This is a genomic window from Klebsiella sp. H-Nf2, from assembly GCF_002806645.1.
Classification (GTDB): domain Bacteria; phylum Pseudomonadota; class Gammaproteobacteria; order Enterobacterales; family Enterobacteriaceae; genus Klebsiella; species Klebsiella variicola.
Map to the genome: position 1 here is coordinate 1,300,530 of NZ_PIBL01000001.1, position 26,900 is coordinate 1,327,429.

24 protein-coding genes and 4 pseudogenes are annotated in these 26,900 nt (G+C 57.8%); 7 read left to right on the forward strand and 21 right to left on the reverse strand.

Annotation, left to right across the window (positions count from 1 at the left end):
* The gene (gene chaA, locus CWM58_RS06435) at positions 1–1,101 is read left to right on the forward strand and encodes a sodium-potassium/proton antiporter ChaA (protein ID WP_100680540.1); all 1,101 of its coding nucleotides are present in this window, start codon (positions 1–3) and stop codon (positions 1,099–1,101) included.
* 87 nt (positions 1,102–1,188) lie between these two features.
* Here chaA and kdsA read toward each other — a convergent pair whose 3' ends face one another.
* The 6 genes from kdsA to hemA are packed head-to-tail and all read right to left on the reverse strand — an operon-like array spanning position 1,189 to position 6,520.
* Positions 1,189–2,043, reverse strand: a complete 855-nt coding sequence (gene kdsA, locus CWM58_RS06440; RefSeq protein ID WP_100680541.1) for a 3-deoxy-8-phosphooctulonate synthase — start codon at positions 2,041–2,043, stop codon at positions 1,189–1,191.
* 39 nt (positions 2,044–2,082) lie between these two features.
* Complete coding sequence (gene sirB1 / locus CWM58_RS06445; RefSeq protein WP_074385519.1) at positions 2,083–2,895, reverse strand: invasion regulator SirB1; 813 nt, start codon at positions 2,893–2,895, stop codon at positions 2,083–2,085.
* Positions 2,896–2,898: 3 nt separating this feature from the next.
* A complete protein-coding gene (gene sirB2 / locus CWM58_RS06450; protein ID WP_008804389.1) occupies positions 2,899–3,291 on the reverse strand; it encodes an invasion regulator SirB2 in 393 nt (130 codons plus the stop codon).
* On the reverse strand, positions 3,291–4,139 hold the full coding sequence (gene prmC / locus CWM58_RS06455; RefSeq protein ID WP_100680542.1) for a peptide chain release factor N(5)-glutamine methyltransferase: 849 nt from the start codon (positions 4,137–4,139) through the stop codon (positions 3,291–3,293). Before prmC ends, sirB2 begins: the two co-directional genes overlap by 1 nt.
* Positions 4,139–5,221 carry a peptide chain release factor 1 gene (gene prfA / locus CWM58_RS06460; protein WP_061154184.1) on the reverse strand — a complete coding sequence of 361 codons (1,083 nt, stop codon included), beginning with the start codon at positions 5,219–5,221 and terminating at the stop codon, positions 4,139–4,141. The genes prmC and prfA overlap by 1 nt, the downstream gene beginning before the upstream one ends.
* Positions 5,222–5,263: 42 nt before the next feature.
* Positions 5,264–6,520 (reverse strand): glutamyl-tRNA reductase, encoded by a 1,257-nt coding sequence (hemA, locus tag CWM58_RS06465; RefSeq protein WP_008804386.1) that lies wholly within the window; start codon positions 6,518–6,520, stop codon positions 5,264–5,266.
* A gap of 271 nt (positions 6,521–6,791) precedes the next feature.
* On the opposite strand from hemA, the gene lolB reads away from it, so the two are divergent.
* The 4 genes from lolB to dauA all read left to right on the forward strand — a co-directional run bounded on the left by lolB (position 6,792) and on the right by dauA (position 11,312).
* Positions 6,792–7,403 carry a lipoprotein insertase outer membrane protein LolB gene (lolB, locus tag CWM58_RS06470; RefSeq protein ID WP_061154183.1) on the forward strand — a complete coding sequence of 204 codons (612 nt, stop codon included), beginning with the start codon at positions 6,792–6,794 and terminating at the stop codon, positions 7,401–7,403.
* Entirely contained in the window at positions 7,403–8,251 is an 849-nt protein-coding gene (gene ispE, locus CWM58_RS06475) for a 4-(cytidine 5'-diphospho)-2-C-methyl-D-erythritol kinase (protein WP_165785724.1), read from the forward strand. The genes lolB and ispE overlap by 1 nt, the downstream gene beginning before the upstream one ends.
* 183 nt (positions 8,252–8,434) lie before the next feature.
* Positions 8,435–9,382, forward strand: coding sequence for a ribose-phosphate diphosphokinase (prs, locus tag CWM58_RS06485; RefSeq protein WP_002910407.1), 948 nt, complete (start codon positions 8,435–8,437; stop codon positions 9,380–9,382).
* A 250-nt stretch (positions 9,383–9,632) separates the two neighbouring features.
* Entirely contained in the window at positions 9,633–11,312 is a 1,680-nt protein-coding gene (gene dauA / locus CWM58_RS06490; RefSeq protein WP_071787626.1) for a C4-dicarboxylic acid transporter DauA, read from the forward strand.
* Positions 11,313–11,527: 215 nt separating this feature from the next.
* Here dauA and ychH read toward each other — a convergent pair whose 3' ends face one another.
* A complete protein-coding gene (gene ychH / locus CWM58_RS06495) occupies positions 11,528–11,803 on the reverse strand; it encodes a stress-induced protein YchH (RefSeq protein ID WP_002910437.1) in 276 nt (91 codons plus the stop codon).
* Positions 11,804–12,075: 272 nt separating this feature from the next.
* Between ychH and pth the strand changes: the two genes are divergently transcribed.
* Together pth and ychF are read left to right on the forward strand one after the other, a co-directional pair.
* Positions 12,076–12,660: an aminoacyl-tRNA hydrolase gene (gene pth, locus CWM58_RS06500; protein ID WP_004180389.1), complete on the forward strand. Its 585-nt coding sequence runs from the start codon at positions 12,076–12,078 to the stop codon at positions 12,658–12,660.
* A gap of 117 nt (positions 12,661–12,777) precedes the next feature.
* Positions 12,778–13,872, forward strand: coding sequence for a redox-regulated ATPase YchF (gene ychF, locus CWM58_RS06505; protein WP_008804380.1), 1,095 nt, complete (start codon positions 12,778–12,780; stop codon positions 13,870–13,872).
* A gap of 81 nt (positions 13,873–13,953) precedes the next feature.
* Here the strand turns inward: ychF and CWM58_RS06510 are convergent, their stop codons facing one another.
* The 14 genes and pseudogenes from CWM58_RS06510 to CWM58_RS06570 all read right to left on the reverse strand — a co-directional run.
* Positions 13,954–14,283 carry a DUF1869 domain-containing protein gene (locus tag CWM58_RS06510; protein WP_100680544.1) on the reverse strand — a complete coding sequence of 110 codons (330 nt, stop codon included), beginning with the start codon at positions 14,281–14,283 and terminating at the stop codon, positions 13,954–13,956.
* Positions 14,284–14,366: 83 nt separating this feature from the next.
* Positions 14,367–15,281 carry a sugar ABC transporter substrate-binding protein gene (locus CWM58_RS06515; protein WP_032730670.1) on the reverse strand — a complete coding sequence of 305 codons (915 nt, stop codon included), beginning with the start codon at positions 15,279–15,281 and terminating at the stop codon, positions 14,367–14,369.
* 131 nt (positions 15,282–15,412) lie between these two features.
* Positions 15,413–16,815: pseudogene (locus CWM58_RS06520) on the reverse strand (VasL domain-containing protein).
* A gap of 19 nt (positions 16,816–16,834) precedes the next feature.
* Positions 16,835–17,278, reverse strand: coding sequence for a type VI secretion system baseplate subunit TssE (gene tssE, locus CWM58_RS06525; protein WP_004152261.1), 444 nt, complete (start codon positions 17,276–17,278; stop codon positions 16,835–16,837).
* A 2-nt stretch (positions 17,279–17,280) separates the two neighbouring features.
* The gene (tssJ, locus tag CWM58_RS06530) at positions 17,281–17,817 is read right to left on the reverse strand and encodes a type VI secretion system lipoprotein TssJ (RefSeq protein WP_100680583.1); all 537 of its coding nucleotides are present in this window, start codon (positions 17,815–17,817) and stop codon (positions 17,281–17,283) included.
* Complete coding sequence (tssG, locus tag CWM58_RS06535; protein WP_165785726.1) at positions 17,798–18,814, reverse strand: type VI secretion system baseplate subunit TssG; 1,017 nt, start codon at positions 18,812–18,814, stop codon at positions 17,798–17,800. Before tssG ends, tssJ begins: the two co-directional genes overlap by 20 nt.
* 29 nt (positions 18,815–18,843) lie before the next feature.
* On the reverse strand, positions 18,844–20,607 hold the full coding sequence (gene tssF / locus CWM58_RS06540; protein WP_100680547.1) for a type VI secretion system baseplate subunit TssF: 1,764 nt from the start codon (positions 20,605–20,607) through the stop codon (positions 18,844–18,846).
* A gap of 134 nt (positions 20,608–20,741) precedes the next feature.
* Positions 20,742–24,152, reverse strand: a complete 3,411-nt coding sequence (locus CWM58_RS06545) for an ImcF-related family protein (RefSeq protein WP_100680548.1) — start codon at positions 24,150–24,152, stop codon at positions 20,742–20,744.
* Positions 24,136–25,293, reverse strand: a complete 1,158-nt coding sequence (locus CWM58_RS06550; protein ID WP_100680549.1) for a type VI secretion protein — start codon at positions 25,291–25,293, stop codon at positions 24,136–24,138. Before CWM58_RS06550 ends, CWM58_RS06545 begins: the two co-directional genes overlap by 17 nt.
* Before the next feature lie 3 nt (positions 25,294–25,296).
* Positions 25,297–25,563, reverse strand: a complete 267-nt coding sequence (locus CWM58_RS06555) for a PAAR domain-containing protein (protein ID WP_100680550.1) — start codon at positions 25,561–25,563, stop codon at positions 25,297–25,299.
* Between the two features lie 296 nt (positions 25,564–25,859).
* Positions 25,860–26,117, reverse strand: coding sequence for a DUF6392 family protein (locus CWM58_RS29220; protein WP_100680551.1), 258 nt, complete (start codon positions 26,115–26,117; stop codon positions 25,860–25,862).
* A 10-nt stretch (positions 26,118–26,127) separates the two neighbouring features.
* Positions 26,128–26,309 (reverse strand): annotated as a pseudogene (locus tag CWM58_RS29385) (DUF6392 family protein).
* Between the two features lie 114 nt (positions 26,310–26,423).
* Positions 26,424–26,651: pseudogene (locus CWM58_RS06565) on the reverse strand (DUF6392 family protein).
* Positions 26,652–26,783: 132 nt separating this feature from the next.
* Positions 26,784–26,900, reverse strand: a pseudogene (locus CWM58_RS06570) (sulfatase modifying factor 1); the annotation flags it as partial.

A 26,900-nucleotide genomic window follows, 5' to 3' on the forward strand; every position in this document is an offset into this window, starting at 1 on the left:
ATGACCCATGCACATGAGGCGGTAAAAACCCGCCATAAGGAGTCTTCCCTCGTCTTTCCGGTGCTGGCGCTGGCGGTGCTGTTTTTCTGGGGAAACAGCCAGTCACTGCCAGTGGTTATCGCGATTAATATCCTCGCGCTGGTCGGTATTTTAAGCAGCGCTTTCAGCGTGGTCCGCCACGCCGACGTCCTCGCCCACCGCCTGGGCGAACCCTATGGCTCCCTGATTTTAAGCCTGTCGGTGGTTATCCTTGAGGTCAGTCTGATCTCCGCCTTAATGGCCACCGGCGACGCCGCGCCGACCCTGATGCGCGATACGCTCTACTCCATTATCATGATCGTCACCGGCGGTCTGGTCGGTTTCTCCCTGCTGCTGGGCGGGCGTAAATTCGCCACCCAATATATGAATCTGTTCGGCATTAAGCAGTATCTTATCGCCCTGTTTCCGCTGGCGATTATCGTGCTGGTGTTTCCGATGGCGCTGCCGGGCGCAAACTTCAGCACCGGGCAATCGCTGCTGGTGGCGGTGATCTCGGCGGCCATGTACGGCGTTTTCCTGCTGATTCAAACCAAAACCCATCAGAGTCTGTTTGTTTATGAGCATGAAGACGACAGCGACGATGACGACCCGCACCACGGTAAACCGTCTGCCCACAGCAGCGGGTGGCATACCGCCTGGCTGCTGGTGCACCTGGTGGCAGTGATCGCGGTCACCAAAATGAACGCCAATCCGCTGGAAACGCTGTTGACCAGCATGAACGCCCCGGTGGCCTTTACCGGCTTCCTGGTGGCCCTGCTGATCCTGTCGCCGGAAGGCCTTGGCGCCCTCAAAGCGGTGCTCAACAACCAGGTACAGCGAGCGATGAACCTGTTTTTCGGCTCCGTACTGGCCACCATCTCGCTGACGGTGCCGGTGGTCACCCTCATCGCCTTCCTGACCGGCAATGAGCTGCGCTTTGGCCTTGGCGCCCCGGAGATGGTGGTGATGGTCGCCTCGCTGGTGCTGTGCCATATCTCCTTCTCCACCGGGCGCACCAATGTGCTGAACGGCGCGGCCCACCTGGCGCTGTTCGCCGCCTATCTGATGACCATTTTCGCCTGACCCCGCTTACCCGCCCGGCGGAGTCCGGGCGAAAAAAAAGCCTGCCGGTGTTAACACCGGCAGGCTTTTTCAGTGATGCGGTCAGGCTTACTTGCTGGTATCCAGCTCGTCGAAGCTTTTCACCAGATCGTCAATCGCTTTCATCTGCTTGAGGAACGGCTCCAGTTTATCCAGCGGCAGCGCGGACGGGCCGTCGCATTTCGCGTGCTCCGGATCCGGATGCGCTTCGATAAACAGACCGGCGATACCTACCGCCATACCGGCGCGAGCCAGTTCGCTCACCTGCGCACGGCGGCCACCGGAAGCAGCGCCAAACGGGTCGCGACACTGCAGCGCGTGGGTGACGTCAAAAATGACCGGCGAGTTGTTGGAGGCTTTCTTCATCACGCCGAAGCCGAGCATATCCACGACCAGGTTGTCGTAACCGAAGTTAGCGCCGCGGTCGCACAGAATCACTTTGTCGTTACCGCCTTCGATAAACTTATCGACGATGTTACCCATCTGGCCCGGGCTGACGAACTGTGGCTTCTTGACGTTGATCACCGCCCCGGTCCTGGCCATCGCTTCCACCAGATCAGTCTGGCGCGCGAGGAAGGCCGGAAGCTGGATCACGTCCACCACGTCAGCCACCGGCTGCGCCTGGCTGGCTTCATGAACGTCGGTGATGATTTTCACGCCAAAGGTCTGCTTCAGCTCCTGGAAAATCTTCATCCCTTCTTCCAGACCCGGACCACGATAGGAGTGGATGGAGGAACGGTTGGCTTTATCAAAGGAGGCTTTGAAGACGTAGGGGATGCCAAGCTTCTGCGTAACGGTGACGTAATGTTCGCAGATGCGCATCGCCAGATCGCGCGACTCCAAGACGTTCATCCCGCCAAACAGCACGAACGGCAGGTCGTTCGCTACGTTGATATCACCAATGCTAACCACTTTTTGTTTCATAAGTTCGCCTTATCAGGGTGTAACCGGAATGGTTCCAGACTAATGCAATGTAATTTGTTTGTGCGAAATCGTGTTGATCTGCGCGCGGATCATCTCACTGATCGGATCCTCCGGGCACTGCTCAACGAAATAGCTCAGATCCAACAGCGCCACGTGATCGCAGTCCAGCTGGGCGTATATCAGCCCGCGGTCGCGGATCTCGTACGGATCTTCCGGGTTAAACTGCAGCAGCGCCTCACTGGCGCGCAGGGCCAGCTCCATCTGCCGCTCTTCCATCAGCGCTGACTTCAGGGTATCCAGCAGTTTGCGGATCACTTCGGCGTTGTCGGCTTCGTCGAGATCTTCATTAAACAGTTCCGCCACCGGCCCGATGTTGCCCTTCAGCCATACCTCCAGGGTATGTTCGTCAAGGGTATCTCCGTTAAACGGATTAATCAGCCACATCTCTTCGCTGGTTTCCGGGTCCGCACGCAGCAGCATCTGGGTCGGGAAGATCACCGGCACCACTGGTAACCCCAGGCGCTGAGCGATCCACAGCAGGATGGCACCTAACGATACCGCGCTGCCCTGGCGGTTGATCAGCACTTTATCCAGCCACAATGCGTCGGAAAGACGATAAATGCCCTGCGAAGCGCCAAAGCCCCACTCTTTGTAAAACAGCGCCAGCAAGCGTTCTATCTGGCGTTCCTGGTCCCACGAAGTCGCAATCTCTTCCTGCGCCAGGCGCAGCAGCCGCTGCAGCTCTTCCTCGACAAAATGCGTCGGAAAATCGTCGCGGACCTGCTCAGAAATGAGGACCATGCCATCACATAATGGCGCTTTGTTAAATTCGAAATCCGCTAATGACCCCATGCCCTACCCCAGTATCGGTATTCTTGTGATGGCGAGTTGAATGATGATAAACAACACCACCAGCGCCAGCAGAAACGCGATAAAGCGGCTCTGCTGACTGCGCGGACGACGGCGGCCCAGCGCGATAAAACCTAATGCGATGTAAATGATAACGCCAAACAGCTTTTCAGTCAGCCATGCGCCGTCTTCGGTGAACGGCAGGTAGTGCGTTATCGCCATTAAACCCGCACCGCTGAGAAACAGCAGCGTATCGCTGCAGTGCGGCGCAATTCGCACCCACCGCTGGTTCAGCAGCGGGCTCTGGTGATACATCCACCAGTAACGTAAAACGAACAATCCTACCGACACCACCACGCTGGCGATGTGCAGGTAGAGGACAGCCGTGAATAAGTTCATCAGCCAACGTTCTCCATGTCGGGTAAGTGTCCGAGAGTCAGACGTTCATTGTCGCCATAGTCGCGACAAGTTGAGACGTCGAGATAGCCCGCTTCGCGGAACAGGGCGCGAACTGCCTCGCCCTGGGTCCAGCCATGCTCCAGCAGCATCCAGCCGCCGGGCTGCAGATACTGCCGCCCCTCGCGGATAATCTGCGCCAGATCGGCCAGCCCCTGGTCGGCAGCGACCAGCGCCGTCAACGGCTCAAAGCGCACATCGCCCTCGGCGAGATGCGGGTCGGCGGCGTCGATATAGGGTGGATTACTGACGATCATGGCGAAACGCTGCCCGGCCAGCGCGCTAAACCAGTCGCTTTGCCGTATCGTCACGTTAGCGATGTCCAGATGGGCGGCATTGCGCAATGCCAGCGCCACGGCGTCCGGCATCACGTCCACCGCGGTGACCTCACAGTCCGGACGCTCGCTGGCCAGCGCCAGGGCAATGGCGCCGGTCCCGGTGCCGAGATCGAGAATACGGCACGGCGCGGCAGGCAGTCGCGCCAGCGCTTGCTCCACCAGACGCTCGGTATCCGGACGGGGGATCAGCGTCGCCGGGGAGACAAACAGCGGCAGCGACCAGAACTCACGCTGCCCAACCAGATGGGCGATAGGTTCCCCGCGCTGGCGACGCTGCAGGAGCGCCTCCAGCGTCGTCGCCTCGTCAGCAGACAGCATCGTTTCGCCGAAGGCCAAAATCCAGGTGCGCGCCCGGCCGGTAACATGTCCCAGCAGGATCTCGGCATCGCGTCGCGGGCTGTCGCTTTCACGTAGCCGGGCGATCGCCTGCTGCAGCCAGGCCTGAAAGGTCATCATTCCTGCTCGGACAGCGCCGCCAGCTGATCGGCCTGATATTCCTGAACAATCGGCTCAATCAGCATATCGAGTTTGCCTTCCATGGTTTCATCCAGACGGTAAAGCGTCAGGTTGATGCGGTGGTCGGTCACGCGCCCCTGTGGGAAGTTGTAAGTACGGTTGCGGTCGCTACGATCGCCGCTGCCCAGCAGGTTACGGCGCGTGGAGGCTTCCGCCTGCTGACGCTTGGCCACTTCGGCGGCGCGGATACGCGCCCCCAGCACTGACAACGCCTTGGCTTTGTTTTTATGCTGGGAACGTTCGTCCTGACACTCCACCACGATGCCGGTCGGCAGGTGAGTAATACGGATAGCCGAGTCGGTGGTGTTGACGTGCTGACCGCCTGCGCCGGAGGAGCGGAAAGTATCGATGCGCAGATCCGCCGGGTTAATGTCCGGCATTTCGGCTTCCGGCAGCTCCGGCATCACCGCCACGGTGCAGGCGGAGGTATGAATACGCCCCTGCGATTCGGTGGCCGGCACACGCTGCACGCGATGGCCGCCAGATTCAAATTTCAGCCGACCGTAAACGCCGTCGCCGCTGAATTTGGCGATCACCTCTTTGAAACCACCGTGTTCACCTTCGTTGGCGCTGAGGATTTCCACCTGCCAGCGGCGCGATTCGGCGTAGCGGCTGTACATGCGGAACAGATCGCCGGCAAACAGCGCCGCTTCGTCACCGCCGGTTCCGGCGCGCACTTCCACGAAAGCGTTACGCTCGTCATCGGGATCTTTCGGCAGCAGCAGTACCTGCAGCTGTTGCTCCAGCTGGTCGCCTTTATCTTTGGCGTCACGCAGCTCTTCCTGCGCCATTTCGCGCATTTCCGGATCGTCGAGCATCATCTGCGCAGTTTCGATATCCTCCTGCACCTGACGCCAGTCGGTATAACAGCGCGCCACATCGCTCAGTTGAGCGTATTCCCGCGACAACGCGCGGAATTTATCCTGATCGGCAATCGTCGCGGCATCGCCGAGCAGCGCCTGCACTTCTTCATGGCGCTCGTACAACGCTTCCAGTTTGGCAACAATAGAAGACTTCATAGGCGTGAATTCACCCTGTCCTGAAAATAAGAGAAAGGTGCGCTATTCCAGCCCGAGGCTGTTGCGCAGAATATGCAGGCGTTCGTCGTCCCCGTCACGGGCGGCCTGCTGAAGAGATTTGGTTGGCGCGTGGATCAGGCGGTTGGTCAGCTTACGCGCCAGATCCTGCATAATTTCCTGGGCATCACCGCCCTGCTCCAGCGCGGCCAGCGCCTTCGCCGTCAGCTCCTCACGGACCTGCTCAGACTGAGAACGGTATTCGCGAATCGTCTCGCTGGCGCTCTGCGCGCGCAGCCAGGCCATAAATTCGCTGGTTTCCTGCTCGACGATCGATTCCGCCTGCACCGCCGCGGCCTTACGCTGCGCCAGGTTATGCTGAATGATGTTTTGCAGATCGTCGACGCTGTAGAGGTAGGCGTTGGCCAGCTTGCCGACCTCCGGTTCGACATCGCGCGGGACGGCGATATCCACCAGCAGCATCGGCTGGTTACGCCGCGCCTTGAGCGCGCGCTCCACCATACCTTTGCCGATGATCGGCAGCGGACTGGCGGTGGAGCTGATAATAATGTCGGCCTCTTTCAGGCGTTCGTCGATATCGCTGAGAGCAATCACCTCGGCGCCTACTTCGTCCGCCAGCACCTGGGCGCGTTCGCGGGTGCGGTTGGCAATGACCATTTTGCGTACGTGATGTTCGCGAAGATGGCGCGCCACCAGTTCGATAGTTTCACCGGCGCCGACCAATAACACGGTGACGCTGGAAAGCGATTCAAAGATTTGCCGCGCCAGGGTACAGGCGGCGAACGCGACAGAAACGGCGCTGGCGCCGATATCGGTTTCGGTACGCACGCGCTTCGCCACCGAGAACGATTTCTGAAACATCCGCTCCAGTTCGCTGACGTTAAGGTGGCCGCGACTGGAGTCGGCAAAGGCCTTTTTCACCTGGCCGAGGATCTGCGGTTCGCCCAGCACCAGCGAATCGAGGCCGCTGGCGACGCGCATCAGATGGCTGACGGCGTCGTTATCCTGGTGCCAGTAGAGGCTCTTACGCAGGTCTTCTTCGTTGAGGCCGTGATAGTTGCACAGCCAGCGGATCAGCGCTTCCTGCAGGTTATCCTGCTCTTCGACGCTGAGATAGAGTTCCGTACGGTTGCAGGTCGACAGCACTACCCCACCCTGCACCATCGGCTGAGCCAGCAAGCTCTCCAGCGCCTGATCGAGCGTTTCCGGCGAAAACGTCACGCGTTCTCGCAGGTCGACCGGCGCTGTTTTGTGATTGATGCCAAGAGCTAAAAGGGTCATTGTGAGGGAGTAGTACCAGCGTTGCTAAGGTTAGTCTGAGTGCATCATACAGGATGCGCGTAATCAATAAAAGAGAGGCTCCCCTTTTGGAGTAATAGCCAAAGCAAGACCGCCATTAACGTTAATTTTTTGATTTCAGACTACTTGAACGTAGACGCTATCGCCCGGCGACGCTAGCATTAAGGGTTATAAATGTAACCTGCTACACAAATCGGCCCGCTGTTCCCCTGCCGCCGTTTTTCCCTGTAGACATCAAGGATTTGTCATCATTATGAATCGACTGTTCCGCCTGCTGCCGCTGGCCAGCCTCGTCCTCACCGCCTGTTCTCTTCATACGCCACAAGGGCCTGGCAAAAGCCCGGATTCGCCGCAGTGGCGTCAGCACCAGCAGGCTGTTCGCAGCCTCAACCAGTTTCAGACTCGCGGGGCGTTTGCCTATCTTTCCGATGAGCAAAAAGTCTATGCCCGCTTCTTCTGGCAACAGACCGGCCAGGACCGCTATCGCCTGCTGCTAACCAACCCACTGGGCAGCACCGAGCTGTCGCTGACCGCGCAGCCGGGCAGCGTGCAGCTGATCGATAACAAAGGCCAGACCTACACCGCCACCGATGCCGAAGAGATGATAGGCCGCCTGACCGGGATGCCAATCCCGCTGAACAGCCTGCGCCAGTGGATCATCGGCCTGCCTGGCGACGCCACCGACTATTCGCTGGACGAACAGTACCGTCTGCGTGAACTTAACTACACGCAAAATGGCAAAACCTGGCACGTCACCTACGGCGGCTACACCAGCGATACCCAGCCAGCCCTGCCGTCTAATCTCGAGTTGAACAATGGCGCTCAGCGCATCAAGCTGAAGATGGATAACTGGATCGTGAAATGATGAGCCGCTGGCCCTCTCCTGCAAAACTGAATCTGTTTTTATATATCACCGGCCAGCGGGCCGATGGCTACCATACCCTGCAGACGCTGTTTCAGTTTCTCGACTATGGCGACACCTTGACCATCGAACCGCGAACTGACGGCCAACTGCGCCTGCTGACGCCGGTGGCCGGCGTGCCGGACGAGGAGAACCTGATCGTTCGCGCCGCGCGTCTGCTGATGCGTGCCGCCAGCGAAAGCGACCGCCTGCCGGCGGGCAGCGGCGCCGATATCAGTGTCGACAAGCGCCTGCCGATGGGCGGTGGTCTGGGCGGCGGCTCATCCAATGCCGCCACCGTGCTGGTGGCGCTCAACCATCTGTGGGGCTGCGGTCTCTCGGAAGAGAAGCTAGCGACCCTGGGCCTTCAGCTGGGGGCCGATGTGCCGGTCTTCGTGCGCGGTCATGCCGCCTTTGCCGAGGGGGTCGGTGAAATTCTGACGCCAGTGGATCCCGAGGAAAAATGGTACCTGGTGGCGCACCCGGGGGTCAGTATTCCGACGCCAGTCATTTTTCGCGACCCGGAGCTACCACGAAATACCCCGCGCCGGTCAATTAATACGTTATTAAATTGTGAATTCAGCAACGATTGCGAGCTTATCGCAAGAAAACGTTTTCGCGAGGTTGATGCAGCGCTTTCCTGGCTGTTAGAATATGCGCCGTCACGCCTGACTGGCACAGGGGCCTGTGTGTTTGCTGAATTTAACACCGAATCCGCTGCCCGCCAGGTGCTGGACACTGCCCCGGCATGGCTAAATGGCTTTGTGGCGCGCGGAGTTAACCTTTCGCCGCTCAAGCAGGCCCTGCTCTGAATCCTGCGCCGTGATGGCGCAACGATAACGAGTCAACCGGGGAAATTGAGTTACGGTGACAACGTCACCCTGTTCCAGACGTTGCATCGTGCTCTTTAAATACACCGACTGGATCGAATGGCGCCAGCCCGCACATTATTGGCCCACTCATCCACCACTGGACGCATGCCTGAGGTTCTTCTCGTGCCTGATATGAAGCTTTTTGCTGGTAACGCCACCCCGGAACTAGCACAACGTATTGCCAACCGCCTGTACACTTCTCTTGGCGACGCCGCTGTAGGTCGTTTTAGCGACGGCGAAGTCAGCGTACAAATCAATGAAAACGTACGCGGTGGTGATATTTTCATCATCCAGTCCACTTGTGCTCCCACCAATGACAACCTGATGGAACTGGTTGTTATGGTTGATGCTCTGCGTCGTGCTTCGGCAGGTCGTATCACCGCCGTTATCCCTTACTTCGGTTATGCTCGCCAGGACCGTCGTGTTCGTTCTGCTCGTGTGCCAATCACCGCGAAAGTGGTGGCAGATTTCCTGTCCAGCGTCGGCGTTGACCGCGTGCTGACCGTTGACCTGCACGCAGAACAGATCCAGGGCTTCTTCGATGTGCCAGTTGATAACGTGTTCGGCAGCCCAATCCTGCTGGAAGATATGCTGCAGCTGAACCTGGACAACCCGATTGTGGTTTCTCCGGACATCGGCGGCGTCGTGCGTGCCCGCGCTATCGCTAAACTGCTGAATGATACCGATATGGCTATCATCGACAAGCGCCGTCCGCGCGCCAACGTCTCCCAAGTGATGCATATCATCGGCGACGTGGCTGGTCGTGACTGCGTGATGGTCGACGATATGATCGACACCGGCGGCACCCTGTGTAAAGCGGCTGAAGCGCTGAAAGAGCGTGGCGCGAAACGCGTATTCGCTTACGCAACGCACCCGATCTTCTCCGGCAACGCTATCCAGAACATCAAAAACTCTGTGATTGATGAATTTGTCGTCTGCGATACCATTCCGCTGGCACCAGAAATTAAAGCGCTGGATAAAGTGCGTACTCTGACGCTTTCCGGTATGCTGGCTGAAGCTATTCGCCGTATCAGCAATGAAGAATCTATCTCTGCTATGTTCGAACATTAATCGAGCCGAGCATAAAAACCCGCTGCGGCGGGTTTTTTTGTCTCTGAATTTTTAATTCTTCCACAAAATCATTCGGCATGCGTCAAGGCGGCAAGTGAATGAATCCCCGGGAGCGTACAGGCAGTACGTGACCGGGGTAAATGAACCCAGCCAACACAGAGGCATCCCGAAGGATGACGTGGAAATGACCAATGCCTCCTTCACCTGCCATTTAGTTGACAGATGATGCGCTCATGGATGAAACATTATTGTGAACAGATTATTTTCCTCACATGTGATGCCTTTCCGCGCCCTCATCGACGCTTGTTGGAAAGAAAAGTACACCACGGCCCGCTTCACGCGTGATCTGATCGCCGGGATCACCGTCGGGATCATTGCGATTCCGCTGGCGATGGCGCTGGCGATTGGCAGTGGTGTGCCGCCGCAGTACGGCCTCTATACCTCCGCGGTGGCAGGGATTGTGATCGCCTTAACCGGCGGGTCGCGCTTTAGCGTTTCCGGCCCAACCGCCGCCTTTGTGGTGATCCTCTATCCGGTCTCACAACAGTTTGGCCTGGCGGGGCTGCTGGTGGCGACGCTAATGTCAGGGATCTTTTTAATCCTCTTTGGCCTGGCGCGCTTTGGTCGTCTGATCGAATATATCCCGCTGTCGGTCACCCTCGGTTTCACCTCCGGGATCGGTATCACCATCGGTACCATGCAGATTAAAGACTTCCTCGGCCTGCAGATGCCCCATGTGCCGGAGCATTACCTGCAGAAAGTGGCAGCGCTGGCGATGGCCCTGCCAACGATTAACCCCGGCGATGCCGCCATCGGCGTCGTCACCCTTGGCACCTTGATCCTCTGGCCGCGACTGGGTATTCGTCTGCCGGGCCACCTTCCGGCGCTGCTGGCCGGCTGCGCGGTGATGCTGGTGGTTAATTTGCTCGGCGGCGATGTCGCCACAATTGGCTCGCAGTTCCACTATCAGCTGGCGGATGGCACTCAGGGCAACGGCATTCCACAGCTGCTGCCGCAGCTGGTACTCCCCTGGGATATGCCGGGCTCAAACTTTACCCTGAGCTGGGCCTCGCTGCAGGCTCTGCTGCCTGCCGCCTTCTCCATGGCGATGCTCGGGGCCATTGAATCTCTGCTGTGCGCGGTGGTGCTCGATGGCATGACCGGTACCAAGCACAAAGCCAACAGCGAGCTGATTGGCCAGGGGCTGGGCAACATTGTCGCGCCGTTCTTCGGCGGGATCACTGCCACCGCGGCGATTGCCCGTTCGGCGGCGAACGTCCGCGCCGGCGCCACATCGCCGGTGGCCGCCGTGATCCACGCCCTGCTGGTGATCCTGGCGCTGCTGATCCTCGCCCCGCTGCTCTCCTGGCTGCCGCTGTCGGCGATGGCCGCCCTGCTGCTGATGGTGGCATGGAACATGAGCGAGGCGCATAAAGTCATCAATCTGCTGCGCCACGCGCCGAAAGACGATATCGTGGTGATGCTGATGTGCATGTCGCTGACGGTGCTGTTTGATATGGTGATTGCTATCAGCGTCGGGATCGTACTGGCCTCGCTGTTGTTTATGCGTCGTATCGCACGCATGACCCATCTGGCGCCAGTCAACGTCGAGGTGCCAGACGATGTGCTGGTGCTGCGGGTGATTGGCCCACTGTTCTTTGCCGCCGCCGAGGGCTTGTTCAACGACCTGGAGACCCGGATCGCCGGCAAGCGCATCGTGGTGCTGAAGTGGGACGCGGTGCCGGTTCTCGACGCCGGCGGCCTGGATGCCTTCCAGCGCTTTGTGAACAAACTGCCGGAAGGCTGTGAGCTGCGCGTATCTAACCTCGAGTTTCAGCCGCTGCGCACCTTAGCGCGCGCCGGCGTCAAGCCGCTGCCCGGACGCCTGAGCTTCTACCCCGATCGTCAGGCCGCGCTGGCTGACCTGTGATCCCCCGACGGCAGGCCTCTGCGCCTGCCGCCGCCTGATATAACGCCATGATCAAGCATAAAACCGGGTGCAATATTTGTCTGCGGGCAACATTGGCAACGACGATATCTGGACAAAACAGGGTGTAAGGCGACGGGAACAAAACGAAGATGAAAGAAACGAAAACATGAAGATGCATCGGCCGTTACCGGCCGATGCGGAAAATCATTTTGCGGTTAGCTGTGGCGATGCTGATTACGACGGCAGCGTTTATCATAGTGGCGCACCCACCAGTAGCGGTCGCTGACCTGCTCGTGGCCGCCAATACGGGCACCGGCCAGCCAGAGCACGGCGCCAACGAAGATGCTTAAGATTGCGCCATGCGCAAAGAATTGCGGCAGGTTAAGCTGCGGAAGCTGGTTCAGAATGGAGTAACCTACCCCCACAACCATCACCACCAACCCTAACCCCATGAGTACGTTACCGAGTAACGAAGCGTTTTTGCGTTTCATGTGTCACCTCCGGACTTTGGGTTGCCAGGGAATATCCCCAAATCTTATAGGTGTAGTATAGACAGGGTCCCTGCCCTGGAGTGCGCCCACGATCACATTAGTGAACACCGATTAGACAAATATTTACAAATAAGCCTCTGAACAATATCAAATTCTAATGATTCAGGTGGGTAATCATCAATGCTGGTATTGTCTCGTGGGCAGAACTTTGTCAAGCGCGCCCGCAGACAGTACACTACGCGGCAGAGAATGCTCCATGCAGGATAGAAAACGTGACCATTAAACTGATTGTCGGCCTGGCCAACCCCGGTGCGGAATATGCCGCCACCCGGCACAACGCTGGCGCCTGGTATGTAGATTTACTGGCGGATCGCCATCGTGCGCCGCTGCGCGAAGAGAGCAAGTTCTTCGGCTACACCTCGCGCATCAATCTGGCGGGCGAAGACGTTCGCCTGCTGGTTCCTACGACGTTTATGAACCTCAGCGGTAAAGCGGTGGCTGCAATGGCGACCTTTTATCGCATTAACCCGGATGAAATTCTGGTCGCCCATGATGAGCTGGATTTGCCGCCGGGGGTGGCGAAATTCAAGCTTGGCGGTGGCCATGGCGGCCACAACGGCCTGAAGGACATCATCAGTAAGCTCGGCAATAACCCGAACTTTCACCGCTTACGCGTCGGGATCGGCCATCCGGGTGACAAAAACAAGGTTGTCGGCTTTGTACTCGGCAAACCGCCGGCCAGCGAGCAGAAACTGATTGATGATGCCGTAGACGAAGCGGCGCGCTGCACGGAAATCTGGTTAAAGGACGGGCTGACCAAAGCCACCAACCGTTTGCATGCCTTTAAGGCGCAATAAGCCGTTGTCGTGCGGCATTTTTGCCGCGCACCGTGTATAATAGGCAAAGCTATTCAATTTTCTGCAATCTGTTGCTTATAACAGGTTGATTATCCAAAGATTAAGGTGATTTAAATCATGGGATTCAAATGCGGTATCGTCGGTTTGCCCAACGTCGGCAAATCCACCCTGTTCAATGCGCTCACCAAAGCGGGTATTGAAGCGGCCAACTTCCCCTTCTGTACCATTGAGCCGAACACCGGTGTCGTACCGATGCCCGATCCGCGTCTGGACAAGCTGGCTGAAATCGTCAAACCGCAGCGCATCCTGCCGACGACGATGGAATTCGTTGATATCGCGGGCCTGGTGAAAGGCGCGTCCAAAGGTGAAGGTCTTGGCAACCAGTTTCTGACCAACATCCGTGAAACCGAAGCCATCGGTCACGTGGTTCGCTGCTTTGAAAACGACAACATTATCCACGTTAACAACAAAGTGGATCCGGCTGACGACATCGACGTTATCAACACCGAGCTGGCACTTTCCGATCTGGACACCTGCGAGCGCGCTATCCACCGTGTGCAGAAGAAAGCTAAAGGCGGCGATAAAGACGCTAAAGCTGAGCTGGCGGCGCTGGAAAAATGCCTGCCGCAGCTGGAAAATGCCGGCATGCTGCGTTCACTGAAAAACCTGACCGACGAAGACAAAGCGGCGATTAAATACCTCAGCTTCCTGACGCTGAAACCGACCATGTATATCGCCAACGTCAATGAAGACGGCTTCGAGAATAACCCTTATCTCGATAAAGTCCGTGAAATTGCCGCCGCCGAAGGTTCTGTGGTCGTCGCCGTTTGCGCCGCCGTTGAGTCCGATATTGCCGAGCTGGACGACGCTGACCGCGACGAGTTTATGGCCGAGCTGGGTCTCGAAGAGCCAGGCCTCAACCGCGTGATCCGCGCCGGTTACGAGCTGCTGAATCTGCAGACCTACTTCACCGCAGGGGTGAAGGAAGTTCGCGCATGGACCATCCCGGTCGGGGCAACCGCGCCGCAGGCAGCCGGTAAGATCCACACCGACTTCGAAAAAGGTTTTATCCGCGCGCAGACCATCGCCTATGAAGACTTTATTACCTACAAAGGCGAACAGGGTGCAAAAGAAGCCGGTAAAATGCGTGCAGAAGGCAAAGACTACATCGTGAAAGATGGCGATGTGATGAACTTCCTGTTCAACGTCTGATCCCGCTGGCTGGCATTTTCGCCACCACCGCGCCATAAAAATCCACGCTCCGGCGTGGATTTTTTTTACCCGGACGGCACGCTACTCCACAATATGGGTCTCTTCAGCCGCCTCATAGCCATCAACGATCTGCACAATTTTCTTTAACTCGCCCTCGATGAAAGCCGGGGTGGCGCTTTCCCCGGAGGCCGGGTGATGAAGCTCGACCGAGATGCCGCTGGCGGCATTGGTCAGTGACAGACTGATCTCCTGCTGGCTCGCCGCTGACGATGGTCGCCCGATTTGCTGCACGATGGCCGCCGCCGCCGCCCGCGTATCAACTTCCGCGAGATGCCCCCACCTCATTTCAACATGTCCCTGCTGCCCTGCCTTTATCACCTGCAGCGTATAGCCGCTTCTTGCCGTTGCCATGTCTTTTCCTCCGGTTTCGTTGCCCGGGCGTCACATTATCAGCCCGGTTTTATCAGCAAAGTTCGTTAACGTGCGCCTTGCCGTTAATGACTCTTTTCCACATAGGTCTGCATGTTTTCTTTGGTCACTAACTCAAACGGGATCCAGACATGAGACTCGACCTTTTCTCCTTTAATCAGCTTCAGCGCTACCGCTAAGGCCGTTTTGCCCTGACCGACGGCGTCCTGGAAGACCGTCACCTGGATCTTATCGCTGGCCAGGGCTTTCAGCCCGTCCGGGGTGGCGTCGATCCCACCGATCAACAGCTTCTTCTGGCTCTTCTCCAGCGCCATCGCCGCGCCAATCGCCATCTCGTCGTTGTTCGCCGCCACAATATCAATCGCTTCCCCGTTGCCTGTCCAGTTCTGCATCAGATCCATTCCCTCGCTGCGGGAATAGTTGGCCGGCTGTTTCTGCACCACTTTCATTGCCGGATACTTGGCCACCACCTGCTCCACGTCTTTGGTGCGCTGCAGCGCGCCGGCGTCAGTGAGATTGCCGATCATGATGGCGACATTGCCTTTGTAGTTCGCCAGCTTCGCCAGCGCCTCCATCTGCAATGTGCCGGACTCCCGCTCGTCCGAACCGACAAACACCACGCCAGGCGGTAACGTTTTATCCCCCGGCGTCCGGTTCACATACACCAGCGGCATTTTGGCCTGCTGCGCCATCTTCGTCAGCTGCGGGGTGCTGGCGGAGTCCACCGGGTCGACGATGATCGCGTCCACGCCGGAGGCGATAAAGCTCTGCACCTGGTCGGCCTGGCGTCCGGTGTCGCCGCGGGCGTCTTCAAACTGCACGTCGACATGACGGGCGCGGGCCTCTTTCTCAATGGACTGGCGGATAATGGTGAGAAAGTTTTGATCGAAGTAGGCCATTGAGACGCCGATCTTCTCCGCCAAAGCCGAGGCGGAACTGGCCAGTAACCCCACTAACAGGATGATTTTACAGTGCTTCATAGCATGCCCTCAGAGGTCGAAATGAAATTTTCAATATAAACACAAATGGTATATTTAAATCATTTTCAGACTACGAAGGGCGTTCGGTTCTTGCAATCATGATGTAAAGAAAATGTTGCCATGCGCACACTTTATTTCACCGCCTCACTCACTGAGGGCTTACCGGTAGGGGGATCTCAGCGGGCGGCGACTGCTTTCGCTTCAGCAGGGCATACTCCACGATCAGCTGTTGCAGATGCAGCTCCGCGAGGCTTCCCCGGGCGGCAGGCCAGGGTTGATCAACGGGAAGCGCGACCAGCTGGCGTAGCTCCTCCTCCAGCGGAACGGCGCGGTTAAACGACTGCATGATGGCAAACACTGCGGTTTTCAGTTCGCTCACCGTGAGGTATCTCCCCTTCTGCTCGTCGAGGGCATTGAGCTGGCCGGCGAGCCGCTGCAGCTGCTGCATTCCCTCGGACCAGCCGGTGAGGTTTTCCGCGGGCAATGCGGCAGCGCTCAACTGCTGCCGCCACTGCTGCGCCAGCGGTTGTGCTTGATCCGGCCAGCGACTCAGGGCCTGCCGGACCAGCTGGTCGCCGTAGCTTACCGCCCAGTCCGGCGCCAGGCGGGCGAGCTCGCCAAGCTGGCGCTGCGTCTGAGGCAGATCCACCGGCATCAGGGGAGATGCCCCCGGCAGGCCCGGTATCACATTTTGGGTCACCGAAATGGGCGGTAAATCGGACTGACGCAACGCCAGCCATCCACCGACGGCGATGCCCGTCACCGCCAGCATGGTGACCATCCCGGCGACAAACGGCTTCCAGCGCGGCGCGGGTGCCGGAGAAGACGCCACCACTGGCGCGGGCCGCTTTGCAGGTAAAGGCGGCGCAAGCGGCTCAGCCTTTGGTCTACGTTTTAGTTCTGGCACGGGTTCAACCTTTGCCGCATCCTCTTCGCTGACCAGAGCGCCGGGAAGTTCCGCGTCAGACACCGCCACCGGCGGCGCGGTGGGGAGCGCTGGCGCAGGGTCGAGATTCTCGAAGCGGCTTACCGTGCTGTGCAACAGCGCCCGCAGGTCGCTCAGCGGGTTTTCAGGCGCGATCTCAAAGCGCTGGAGCACTGCGTCGAAGCTTTGCAGCGAACGTTCAGCCTGATCAAGCGACTCGAGATCCGCCGGGGCGAGACTCAGAGTGCGGATCACCTGCCGCAGCCGCTTACTCAGGGTGCGGAAGATCTCTGCGCGGGCCGGGAGCGCCTGCGGCCACAGGTTTTTACCCTGGTGGGCCAGCAGCGACTCCATTAGCGACAGTCCCTCGTGGATCCCTGCCAGCCCGCCCAGCCGGGCGCGGGCCAGCGTATACCAGGCGACAGTCTGCAGATCCGCGCCGTGATGCTCGAGCAGCGAGCGGGCAAGCTGCTCGGCATACGGCCAGTTAATATCCGGCCGCGCCGGGTGGCTGAGCTTGTTCATTTCCGCACGTAGGGCAATAAAATCAGCCAGCGTGCGCGGGTCGCCGCCGGTTTTATAGTGACGGTCGTGGTGTGTTGTCATCATGATGTCTTTCAGCGAGAGATTAGAGAGCGGAACGGGCGTCAAGGTACTGCTGACGTTTGAGGTGGCGGATCAACACCCTGCCTTCAGGCATAAACTCCGTGCCGTAACGCACCAGGCCAATATCCTTCAGCTCCGCATCAATGGCATAGCGCAGTTCGCCGGGCGCATGCTGATCGAGCATCACCACCGCAATCCGCTGCAGGCGCGGTTCGTATTTCAGCAATACCGCCGACAACGTGCTCATCAGCTGGTGCGCCGACGCCGGCATGCCCTGGAGGATAGCGGTCATATCCGGCAGGCCGTAGTCCGGCAGATGAGCCAGCGTTCCGGCCCGACAGTTAAGGATGCGCTGCATGTTATCGAGCACCGACAGGATGACCTGATCCGTTTCGCTGACAGTATTCAGATCAAGCCCGCCGGCGAAGTTGCCGTACAGGATGTCATACAGGGAGGGACGAGGCATTTTCACTTCTCCTTAAGCGGTTGCAGCGTCAGTTGGTTTTGGCTGGCTTCGATAATGCGCGGCCTGGCCGGGTCAAGATCGTCCCGGGTGAGTACCAGCCGCCAGCTGTTTTGCGTCAGGTCTGGATCGATAAACATGGCCGCCACCGCCACAAACTGCGCGCGGGTTTCCATGGGCATATCGACGGTCACCGATTCGCCCGGACGCAGGCGAACATCTTTTTCCGCCACCCGGTCCGCCTGCAGCGCCTGGCCATCGCCGGCAAACAGCGACGGGTAGTCAGTATTGTCAAACGCCTGCCGGTCCTTAAGCTGGTAAATACGCACCACCGTCGCCAGGGAAGCGCCTTTGGCGTTGTTATTGACGCCTTCCCGGGCGCGAAGATCCAGATGCAGGGTTTTCACCTGGGGGTAAAAAATGGACTGGGTCACGGAAACGGCGCCGTCTTTTACGGTCTGCGTCAGGCCGCAGCCGGTTAAGACGGTAACCATGAGGAATGCCAGCAACCTGGCGGAGGATTTAACTGCGGTAATCGCCATCTTCATCGCTCTCCCTGCGGTGGATATTTTCCCGGACGCGCTGATAGCGCCCCAGATAAATCGTGATCCTGTCGTCAGCCTGCTTTTGCGCATCCAGCGGTTGCAGCACAGCCGTTCTCCCGAGCTGGACGGCACGCGCCTGCTGGCAGCAAAGTTGCGCATCCGGCAGTAAATGGCGGGCGACGCAAAGCTGCAGCCGCACGTCGAGATGAGATCCGAGCCAGACGTGCAGGAGCGCCATCAGGTCGCTGAACAGTTCGCCGCCAGGCAGCCAGCCGCGGACCTCATCAGGCTTTTCCGTCGCCAGCTGCAGCAACACCTGACCGTTCACATCCGTGGCGTGAGTTCCCATCACTGGCCTATGTTGCAGGCTAACCGGCTGGCGGATGCTCATCGTTAACGGCTGCGACAAGGGGATCCGGCAGGGATCGTGGTGGTACACCGTCGCCCGGGTCCCCGGGGCCAGGAGCGCCACCAGCGCCTCCATGCCTTCCCCGGATCTCCCTGGCAGCATCATCACCGGCAGCAACGCCAGAAATCGCGACAGCGGCGCTGCGGCAACGGCGGCACATCCCGGTATGCCCAGCCCCGCCAGGCCCAGCAGATACTGCGAGGTGTTGTCCGTGCCCCCCGCCCGAAAGGTTGCCGGGTAGGAATATTTGCGCCAGATACGGTAATACTGGGCGATCAGCCGATGGTTAAAGATATCGAGAAAATCCTCGGTCGCCTCGACGCCTTCCCGCCGTTGCGCAATGTCATCGCTATAGTGGGTCGGCAGCGGGGATTCCACGCCGTAGAGCCCCATAAAAGCAACGCGAACCGCCGGCGGTCGGGGCGGTTCAGGATCGTCCATTCCGCGGATTTCGCCAGCCGGAAAGCCCATCCCCGGATGCGGGCGAAAGCGTATGGGTTCATCACCTAATAGCCAGCCGCTGCCGATGATCGGCGCCTTCGGATGGTTCTTCTCCAGCAACTGGCAGAAGCGGTAAAAATTCATGTACGGCAACTGAGGCCGGAGCTGCGCCATCAGCCGGGCAGGCGCAGACTGTGATTCTCTTTCCACCGGATACATTTCCCTTCAGGTTGAACAATGAGCGTCAGCTGGTTGAACTGATTCATATCGGCATACAGCGCGAAAAAGTGGTTGAGCATGTCGCCAAACAGGTGGACATCGCCCGCACCGGTAAATCCGCTGCCGTCGAGCGTCACTTCGATATCCAGCCCGCGCAGCAAGAAGCCCTGCTCGAAACGCTGAATTCGGTGATGGCTGACCGCCAGAATGGCGTCCAGACGGCGATTATTGAGCTCATCCTCCCGCCAGTTGTAGAGCGACAGCGTGCCGCGCAGCACCTCGGCGCTGCTCATCATGTTGAGAAAACGGGTGCCCAGATGGCTCATGACCCGCCAGTGATAGCGGTCTTCCGACGGTGGATAGGCCGGCAACGTGGGCTTACAGAGATTGCGCACGGTAAGCGACGTGGCTGATATCGACTCACAGCGATCCAGCAGCGTGCTCTGTAGCGCCCGGCGCGGCAGCTGGCCGTTAGTGCCGGTGATGCGCAAGGAGACCGTTTCCCGCGCCAGCGCCCGGTCGGTCTCCCATTGTTGTCCGCCGAGGATAAGCCAGGTATCGTGCATGCCGGTGACGCCCCGTTTGACGCGGGTGTGGTAGTAGCGCTCCGGCGCATGGCGACGCATCATTCCCCCCTGGTGACGAAAGCGGGTGAAAGGCACATAGCGTGCCTCCCCGGTGCGCCCGGAGCCGGTCACGCTGTCAACAGAATAGATTTCGGTATGCCCGTCCTGCAGGCGCTTCGGACGCAGGAGGTATTCGCTCTCCAGGCCGCTGATGGTCAACGGATCGGCCTCGAGGGTAAACAGGTTAATCACCGGGACACAGTGCAGGCGCAGGCTGCTTGCGCTGACGGGTAAATCGCTTTGCCAGACCTCGCTGAACACCACCTCAAGCGTGAAATGCGATATCCCCGCCGGCAGGGTGATGTTTTCCAGGCCATTTAGCTGCACGAACATAAATTTTTCGCGAAAGGTGAAGTACTCGAGCAGCAACTGATAGCCGCTGAAAGCGCTCTCCCCCTTCGGCCATAAACGATCCTCCTCGCTGAATCCCCCCGGGGAAAAATAGCCGTCGAGGCTTACCCGCTCTGTCTGACCCGGCAGGCGCAGGTACAGCGCGGCCTGGCGTAGGGTCAGCCACAGATGGAGGGCGCTGCCGGTAACGGCGTCTTCCCCCAGGTACAGCGGCAGGCGGCGGAGATCGGTCTGCGACCAGTCCGCCAGCTCGCTACAGGTGAAGCGTAGCCGCAGGACCGAACGTCCGTCCGGCTCTGCCGTCATCACCGCCTCCTCTAACGCCAGCGGGTTAAGCGTCAGATCGCGGGTGGTTCGGTACCGGCACACGGTATTTTTCGGCCCCAGTGGGCGGGAGCTTATCTCAAACCCGGCGGGCACCGTTTCCACCATCTTCATCGCCGGCAGCGTTGGGGTCAGCGCCACGATCGATAGCGACGGAATGGTGCGCAGATAGTGCGGCCACAGCATGCTGACCAGCCCCTCGGTCAGCTCCGGCAGATCATCATCAATTTTTTCGCGCAAGCGACCTACGGAAAAGGCAAAGCCTTCAAACAGGCGCTCAACGTAAGGGTCCGGCGTGCCGGCTTTATCGAGATCCAGCATCGCCGCCCGATCGGGGTGAGCCTGCGCGAACGCTTTTGCAGCCTCGCGCAGGTAGCGCATTTCAGCGTCAAAATATCGCAGGGTTAAATCGTCCATTATGAATATTCCCTTATTCGTCTACAGGGAGACACGCAGCATGGCTGCGCGGTCAGATTAGTTGGCCGCCGGGCGGCCATGAGCAGAGGAGGCCCGGCGTCGCAGGTCAACGCGAATCAGTGAGGGAGGCGGTTTCAGTATCCCTCTTCGCCGGGTATATCGTCGGTCAGCGGAACACGCTCAGCAGGCGCGCGCACGCTGAATATCGTCTCCGGTAGCGTAAAGTTTCGCAGGGCCAAAAGCGCCAGCGGTCCTTCCCCCGCCTCGGTACGCAGGGTGTAGTTCAGCAACAGACCATCCGGCGCTTTCCAGCTCAGGCTCCAGCTGCTGCTCGTTCCGGGATAAGCGCTGACCACCGCCTTATCCAGCAGGCGGATCCAGCCCCAGGCGCCCGGGAAATCGCCATACTGGCGGGTGCCCGCCCGGGTACTGATCCAGTTCAGACTGGCACCCGGCGCTTCGGTGTCGGCGGGCCAGCTGAACCGCCGCCAGGCCGGCATCTGGTTCATATAGACAAGTTTCTGACTGTCAATGACCAGCTCCGTCTGCATCACGCCATCCGCGGTGCCGGGGCGAAGCGCAAAATGCAAACCCGCTTCGCCGTTGGCGAACGCGACGTCGGAGAGATGGCTCAGGGTATTCATCGCCTGCAGAAAGGCCGGGTTAAACATCAGCCCCTGGGCATTGATACTGTCCGCCATCCAGCGGCTCCCCTCTTTATGCAGTACGCCGTTCAGCCGGGTCTGCAGAAAGCGGGCGATGCGCCCGGTCTCGCTATTGAGATATTTTGCCAGCAGCGGCAGAGAGACTTCACTGCTGGTATTTTTAAAGGGGTAGCGGCCGCCAAAAGCGCTATTCCAGTCTTCCACCACCGCGCTGCGCCACTGGGCGTTGAGACTTTCCGCCGCCGGAGCCAGCACCTGCTGCCAGGCCTGCTCCATCGGGCGAACAAACAGCGTCTGTCCAAAACCACTCCACTGCTGGCCCAGTCCCGCCGCCACCAGGCTGCCATAGTCGCGCGTTTCGGTTAAATCCACAGCCTTGCCCTGGAACACCGTCTGCGCAAGCAGGCGGGTCATCGCCTGCGGGTCGGTGGCGTTGGTGACCTGCTGCAGGCGCAGACGCACCTGGGTGACGCGGGTCAGGAAGGTCTGCAGGCTAAGACGGCTGGTGGGCGTCCCGCCGTCGCGATTGTCCAGTAGCGCAAGTACGGGCCCGAAGGTGGCATCCAGAGGACCGCGCGCGCCGGACTGTTGATCGATGGCGGGCGGGTTGTCACGGTTGAACAGCTGCCTGGCCGATTTGACCAGCGAATCGGCGATGGCTTCCCCGGTCTGGCCGGTTCGCCCCTGCACGCTCAGGGTGTTCATCAGCGCCACCAGCGGCGACTGGCGCACATCGGCCATCAGGGTCAGCTGGTCGATGGCATCGGAGAGGGTCGCCGCGCGCTGCCAGCGTAAGCTGTTGAGAAAATCCAGCCAGGCGCCGCTGAAATCAGCGAAATAACGCTCCGCCAGCCGGGCTCGCAAGGCTTCCGGCGACGTCGATTGCGCGGCAGGTTGCTTCGTGTCGCTCAGCACCCAGTCCATTTCATCGCGGCGCTCCGCGACCACTTTCTCAATGGCCGGCTGCACGGTCTGCTCCCAGGCCTGACGGGTAAACATTCCCGGCACCACCTCATCAGTGCTGAACAGACGCGAAGCATCGGTGTCCGCAGTCATATCCGCCAGGCGCATATCGGCATACTGATTCGCCACCTGCGCGAGCATCTTCTGATAAAGCGTGGACTCACTGTTGCGCTGGCCCAGCTGTCGAATTAACCGTGTGCGCGCCTGGCTGACCAGACCGTCATCGACAGGCAGACGCCACTGCGGATGCGACACCAGGCTGGCGGCGTAAAATGCCAGCAGCGAAGGGCCGCTTCCCTGCCAGACGCCGTCCGCCACGCCGGAACGCTGCGGCCACTCGCGCATCAACGCTCCCGCAAACCACGCAGCATCCATTCTCTCCGGGCGGGCCAGCATCAGGTACAGTTTCAACTGGTCGTAAGCGGTCTTCGTCATCTTCTCACGCAGCGGGCTGTCCGGCGGCAGCTGTGCGAAGGCGTTCAGCTGCCGCTGAAGGTGCGCTGCTGCCGCATCGCGCAGCAGCGGCTGCGCCCTCTCTCCGTAGCGCGGAAACAGCGCCGCCAGCAGGTCATCGTTCTGACTGAGGCCAGCGCGGAAGTACCACGGCGCGCCGTGCTGCGAGCGGTATTCCAGTTTAGAAAACGTTTTCTGTAACGCGGAGAGCGCATGCAGGCGTACGGCCAGCGGCTGTTTTCCCGCCGAGGCCTGCTGCACCTGCTGCTGTGCGGTCGCCACCAGCTCGCGGTTGGCGATAAAAGAGACCAGCAGAGTGGCGGCCCAAAGTAACATCAGGGCGGCAGTTGCCACGCTCATCCCACGCATCCAGTTGACTCCCTGTTTGCGCGGACGTAGACCGGCTGGCAACCACAGCACTGAGTCTGGTATCGTTTCCCAGCGGTTATCCCGTCCCCAGTGATGACGGACACTGCGACCAGCCTCTACTGACGCCTCACTAAATACCACTCCGGCCAGCGGCTGCGGGCGGTAAGGATTAAGCAGTACCGATAACGGCTCCGTCACCGTTTCCGGTTTACGGGTCAACTGATCGGCCAGCGCGAGTAAAAAATTGTGCTGTGGTTGCCCGCATATCTGCTGGATGCCCTGCTCTATCAGTAACGGCGCCAGGGCAGTGAACTGTTCGGCAACTATTTGCGGCGTACTACCTGCAGGTAACAGGCAGCCTACAGGCTGAGTGATACGTCCATTTTTTTCGTTGCCCCCCTCATACAGCGACCAGACGTATAGGGGTAGTTTCCAGCCAAGAGCTTCGTAGCGTAGCTTTAGAGAGTGAGACACACTGTCCATTTCATCTGGCGTGAGCCTGGGCTTCGTTCTGTTCATCGTTGTCAAAACGCCGTCAAAGCCCGATGTTACCCACACCATACCATCAGCCGGGCGATAACGCAGTTTACGCAGCGCTGTGAACCAGGCGTTATCTACCGCTGCCCCAGGGTCTCCACCCCACAGCAATAATGTACCCTGATCTTCCTGCCAGAGTTCCTGCGTGAGCTTTGGGGTCAGTTGTTCTACGTCTCTGACTGAGCCAATTATCAGCAGAATACGGACTTTGCGGGACCAGGCGCGTCCATACTGATAGCGTAGAGTCTGGCGAATTTCCCCCACCGTAATATGATGGGGAGGTGTCAGCGCCACGCGCCCTTCTTCGCCGGGTAAGACGCTGGCCTGCTGCGACTGCCGGCGATATAAACTCTCCTTCACACGGCGGGACATTGCAGGAAGGTAAAAAACAAATACCAACGCCAGACAGACCAGGACAAACGCCAGTACCTGCTCGCCCCGCGTATTGATATTCAGCATGCCGCCATAGCGGGTGATCCCCCACCATATTGCAGCCATCCCGGCCAACGTAAGCCCGGCCAGGCCAAACCGGCCCAGGCCATTACCCGGTATATTCATCTTCACTCCCTGGGGTGATGGTACTGATAAAATGTTCCTGTTCGCTGGAAAATAACGCCAGCAGGGGCTGTTTACGGAGGCTGACCAGATCGGCTGCCAGGGCGGCCAGGAGCCAGGGCGCTGCGGGTCCCGGAATACCGCACCATTTTTCCAGCAGCGCGATATCTTCAGCTTTCCATGGGGTATGCATTTTGCCGCCCTGCGTGATAAGCGCGGCGCTTCTTTCCGTCCATTTTTTTGCATCCCCGATAACGGAGGGCGTCTGACAGGCGACAGTCTGGGTTTCCAGAAACAGGGTGATATCGTCTTCAAAGTTCGTCATATCTAAGGGCATAGGACGTAACAGCCGTGATGAGTGCGGCAGATGGTATTTTTGCGCCACATCATCGCTGGTCAGCAGCAGCACGGCCAGCCCGTCGGAGTATGCTGTACCACCGTTGAGCTGGATGACCAGGAGTAAATTGACCGTCAGTACAGGCTGCTTCAGGCGCTCCTCCACTTCCGACAGTGAGAATGAGCCGGTAACGGTAATATCATCAGGCACGGCGCGGCCAGGAATGTGTTCTTTCCAGAGATTACTGAAACTGCTGGTCAGCTCAGGCGAGGGATTATCCGTGATCAGGGTGACATACAGCGGTAGCTCTTCCGGCAGGCACTGCACGCGCTCTTCTATACTGGTCAGCAGCGCATGCATCGCACTCAACTGCACGGGCTCTTCTACCGGAAGGTAATTAATCCTGCGGGTAAGTCCGTATTGCTGAGGCCGCTCACTCCCCCAATGCGCCGCAGAAAAATGATCCGGCAACAGCACTGCACTGCCCAGAACGGCCAGCCAGCGCCCGGCCCAGTCTTCCCACCTCTGCTGTCCGTATTCCGCCTCTTTCAGCAAGAACTGATGCGCTTTCAGATCCCTGTCCCACAGGTAGCAACGCAGACAAAAAATCAGCAACCAGCATCCTGCAGGCATCAGGGATACCCACCAGATATTTATCACTGAGAGAATTTTTACGGTGCCGGAAGCATGGAGGATAAAGAGCAGGACACCGATAATCGCCATCAGTACACCGGCAAACAGCCATCGGGTCAGTGAAGGAGCCGATGGCTGCTCCATGGTCAATGCTTTTGTTCGTACCCAGCCCATTTTTTATCCTATCGCGCATTCCGGCGCGCCGGAAATCACCTGGCAACCGCACTGACATTTGCAGCCATCGACCACGATGGCTTTACCATCGGAAGACCATTCCGGCGCTCCCTCAATAATGGCATTAGTGCCATGTCCCGGAATCGGGCAGCTGACTTTATCCCCCACCAGCGCTACAGGCTTTCCATTTACAATCATGGTGGAGGATGCGGAAATAACAGCACCGCCGTGCGTGGTTTTATCGCCGAGTAATACAAAATCTTTGGACATTGAATTTCCTTTTATATATCAGCGATACAGTAGTTATTAATTAGAATACTCAATCGCATCTATTTCAACCTAAAGAGTGAGGCAATAACATTTAATAACAGACAAAAACCGGCTACTCCTATCAAACAAAGAATAATAAACATAAAATAATATCTGGAATATCTGCACACCTCTCTTTACTTAATATATACTTCTTCCCCAGGTGATATCCCCTACATTAATAACTTTTCACTTCGAACGCCAATTGCCAGACGACCTTATACTCGCGAGATCCGCCTTAATTTCTATTGCATGCTCTATACAATAAAAAATACACTAACAACAAAATAATCAGAATTATAAGCAAATAAAACAGACATTTTCTGATTAGGTGGCAACAGTGGGTATACCTCGCTAATACGACGACTATAGCTCTCTATCGTTTTGCGTTCGCCATAACCTATGGGAAATCCAAAGCGTTCGCGCATCCATCGCTGCGTCATTACTGGTGCAAGACTAAATGGCAGCGGATTAGGAAATAACCAAGCCGTTTTTTTTTCATCTTCTAACCGCAAAGTTACTTCCTCAAGATTTTTTCTGGTTATTGATAAAAGATGAAAATATTCCTTCTCGCCTCATATCCAGCCTGGAAATATCATCACTAACAGTAATCGTTGGTTTTGTTTTGTAGGGAATTAAACCTTGTTCATAAATATCCTGATAAGGTTTACCTAATTGCTTCACAAGTGTTCGATATCAATATTCATTTGCCACCAAGTCGCTTTTTCTCCAGCGCAATATGAATCCCCTTTGCTCGCTTCAGTGGATTAAAAATCACGGTTTCTGCAAATAAATCCTTGTTATAGGTAAATCCGACAGAACTATTTTGATGAGGAACAGGTAAGGTATATATCTCTTCCCCCCCTATAAGCAGTCATAACAATTTTTGCTTCAACATAAACCATCGGAAATCCTAGATAAGCCCGCACTCACTGCTGAGTCATAACTCGTTCCAGACCAAACGGCATAGGATTAGGAAACAGCCAGTCAGTTTTGGCTTCATCTTCAAACCTTAACATCTCTTCTTTCAGATTTTTAATGAGCACCACTTTTTTCCGTCGACAATCATCGTTGATGACGATGAAATAATTTCACTACTGTACATGATTTTACCATCCATTATAAAAAACCTTATATGTTGAACGCCACCGATTTTTTAAAATAAGATATAGCATCACACATTATTTATTAACGACACAACGAAATACATACTGCGGACCAACACCATATTTTTCATAGTCACCATCAACTTCTTCTGGGAGTGGTGAAGCAGATTGTCTAAACATAGTCAATGCGTA

Excerpts from the sequence above, each read along its gene's own strand:
- chaA (WP_100680540.1), top strand. The coding sequence starts at position 1 with ATGACCCATGCACATGAGGCGGTAAAAACCCGCCATAAGGAGTCTTCC.
- kdsA (WP_100680541.1), bottom strand. The coding sequence starts at position 2,043 with ATGAAACAAAAAGTGGTTAGCATTGGTGATATCAACGTAGCGAACGAC.
- sirB1 (WP_074385519.1), bottom strand. The coding sequence starts at position 2,895 with ATGGGGTCATTAGCGGATTTCGAATTTAACAAAGCGCCATTATGTGAT.
- sirB2 (WP_008804389.1), bottom strand. The coding sequence starts at position 3,291 with ATGAACTTATTCACGGCTGTCCTCTACCTGCACATCGCCAGCGTGGTG.
- prmC (WP_100680542.1), bottom strand. The coding sequence starts at position 4,139 with ATGACCTTTCAGGCCTGGCTGCAGCAGGCGATCGCCCGGCTACGTGAA.
- prfA (WP_061154184.1), bottom strand. The coding sequence starts at position 5,221 with ATGAAGTCTTCTATTGTTGCCAAACTGGAAGCGTTGTACGAGCGCCAT.
- hemA (WP_008804386.1), bottom strand. The coding sequence starts at position 6,520 with ATGACCCTTTTAGCTCTTGGCATCAATCACAAAACAGCGCCGGTCGAC.
- lolB (WP_061154183.1), top strand. The coding sequence starts at position 6,792 with ATGAATCGACTGTTCCGCCTGCTGCCGCTGGCCAGCCTCGTCCTCACC.
- ispE (WP_165785724.1), top strand. The coding sequence starts at position 7,403 with ATGAGCCGCTGGCCCTCTCCTGCAAAACTGAATCTGTTTTTATATATC.
- ychH (WP_002910437.1), bottom strand. The coding sequence starts at position 11,803 with ATGAAACGCAAAAACGCTTCGTTACTCGGTAACGTACTCATGGGGTTA.
- ychF (WP_008804380.1), top strand. The coding sequence starts at position 12,778 with ATGGGATTCAAATGCGGTATCGTCGGTTTGCCCAACGTCGGCAAATCC.
- CWM58_RS06510 (WP_100680544.1), bottom strand. The coding sequence starts at position 14,283 with ATGGCAACGGCAAGAAGCGGCTATACGCTGCAGGTGATAAAGGCAGGG.
- CWM58_RS06515 (WP_032730670.1), bottom strand. The coding sequence starts at position 15,281 with ATGAAGCACTGTAAAATCATCCTGTTAGTGGGGTTACTGGCCAGTTCC.
- tssE (WP_004152261.1), bottom strand. The coding sequence starts at position 17,278 with ATGCCTCGTCCCTCCCTGTATGACATCCTGTACGGCAACTTCGCCGGC.
- tssJ (WP_100680583.1), bottom strand. The coding sequence starts at position 17,817 with ATGGCGATTACCGCAGTTAAATCCTCCGCCAGGTTGCTGGCATTCCTC.
- tssG (WP_165785726.1), bottom strand. The coding sequence starts at position 18,814 with ATGAATTTTTACCGCTTCTGCCAGTTGCTGGAGAAGAACCATCCGAAG.
- tssF (WP_100680547.1), bottom strand. The coding sequence starts at position 20,607 with ATGGACGATTTAACCCTGCGATATTTTGACGCTGAAATGCGCTACCTG.
- CWM58_RS06545 (WP_100680548.1), bottom strand. The coding sequence starts at position 24,152 with ATGAATATACCGGGTAATGGCCTGGGCCGGTTTGGCCTGGCCGGGCTT.
- CWM58_RS06550 (WP_100680549.1), bottom strand. The coding sequence starts at position 25,293 with ATGGGCTGGGTACGAACAAAAGCATTGACCATGGAGCAGCCATCGGCT.
- CWM58_RS06555 (WP_100680550.1), bottom strand. The coding sequence starts at position 25,563 with ATGTCCAAAGATTTTGTATTACTCGGCGATAAAACCACGCACGGCGGT.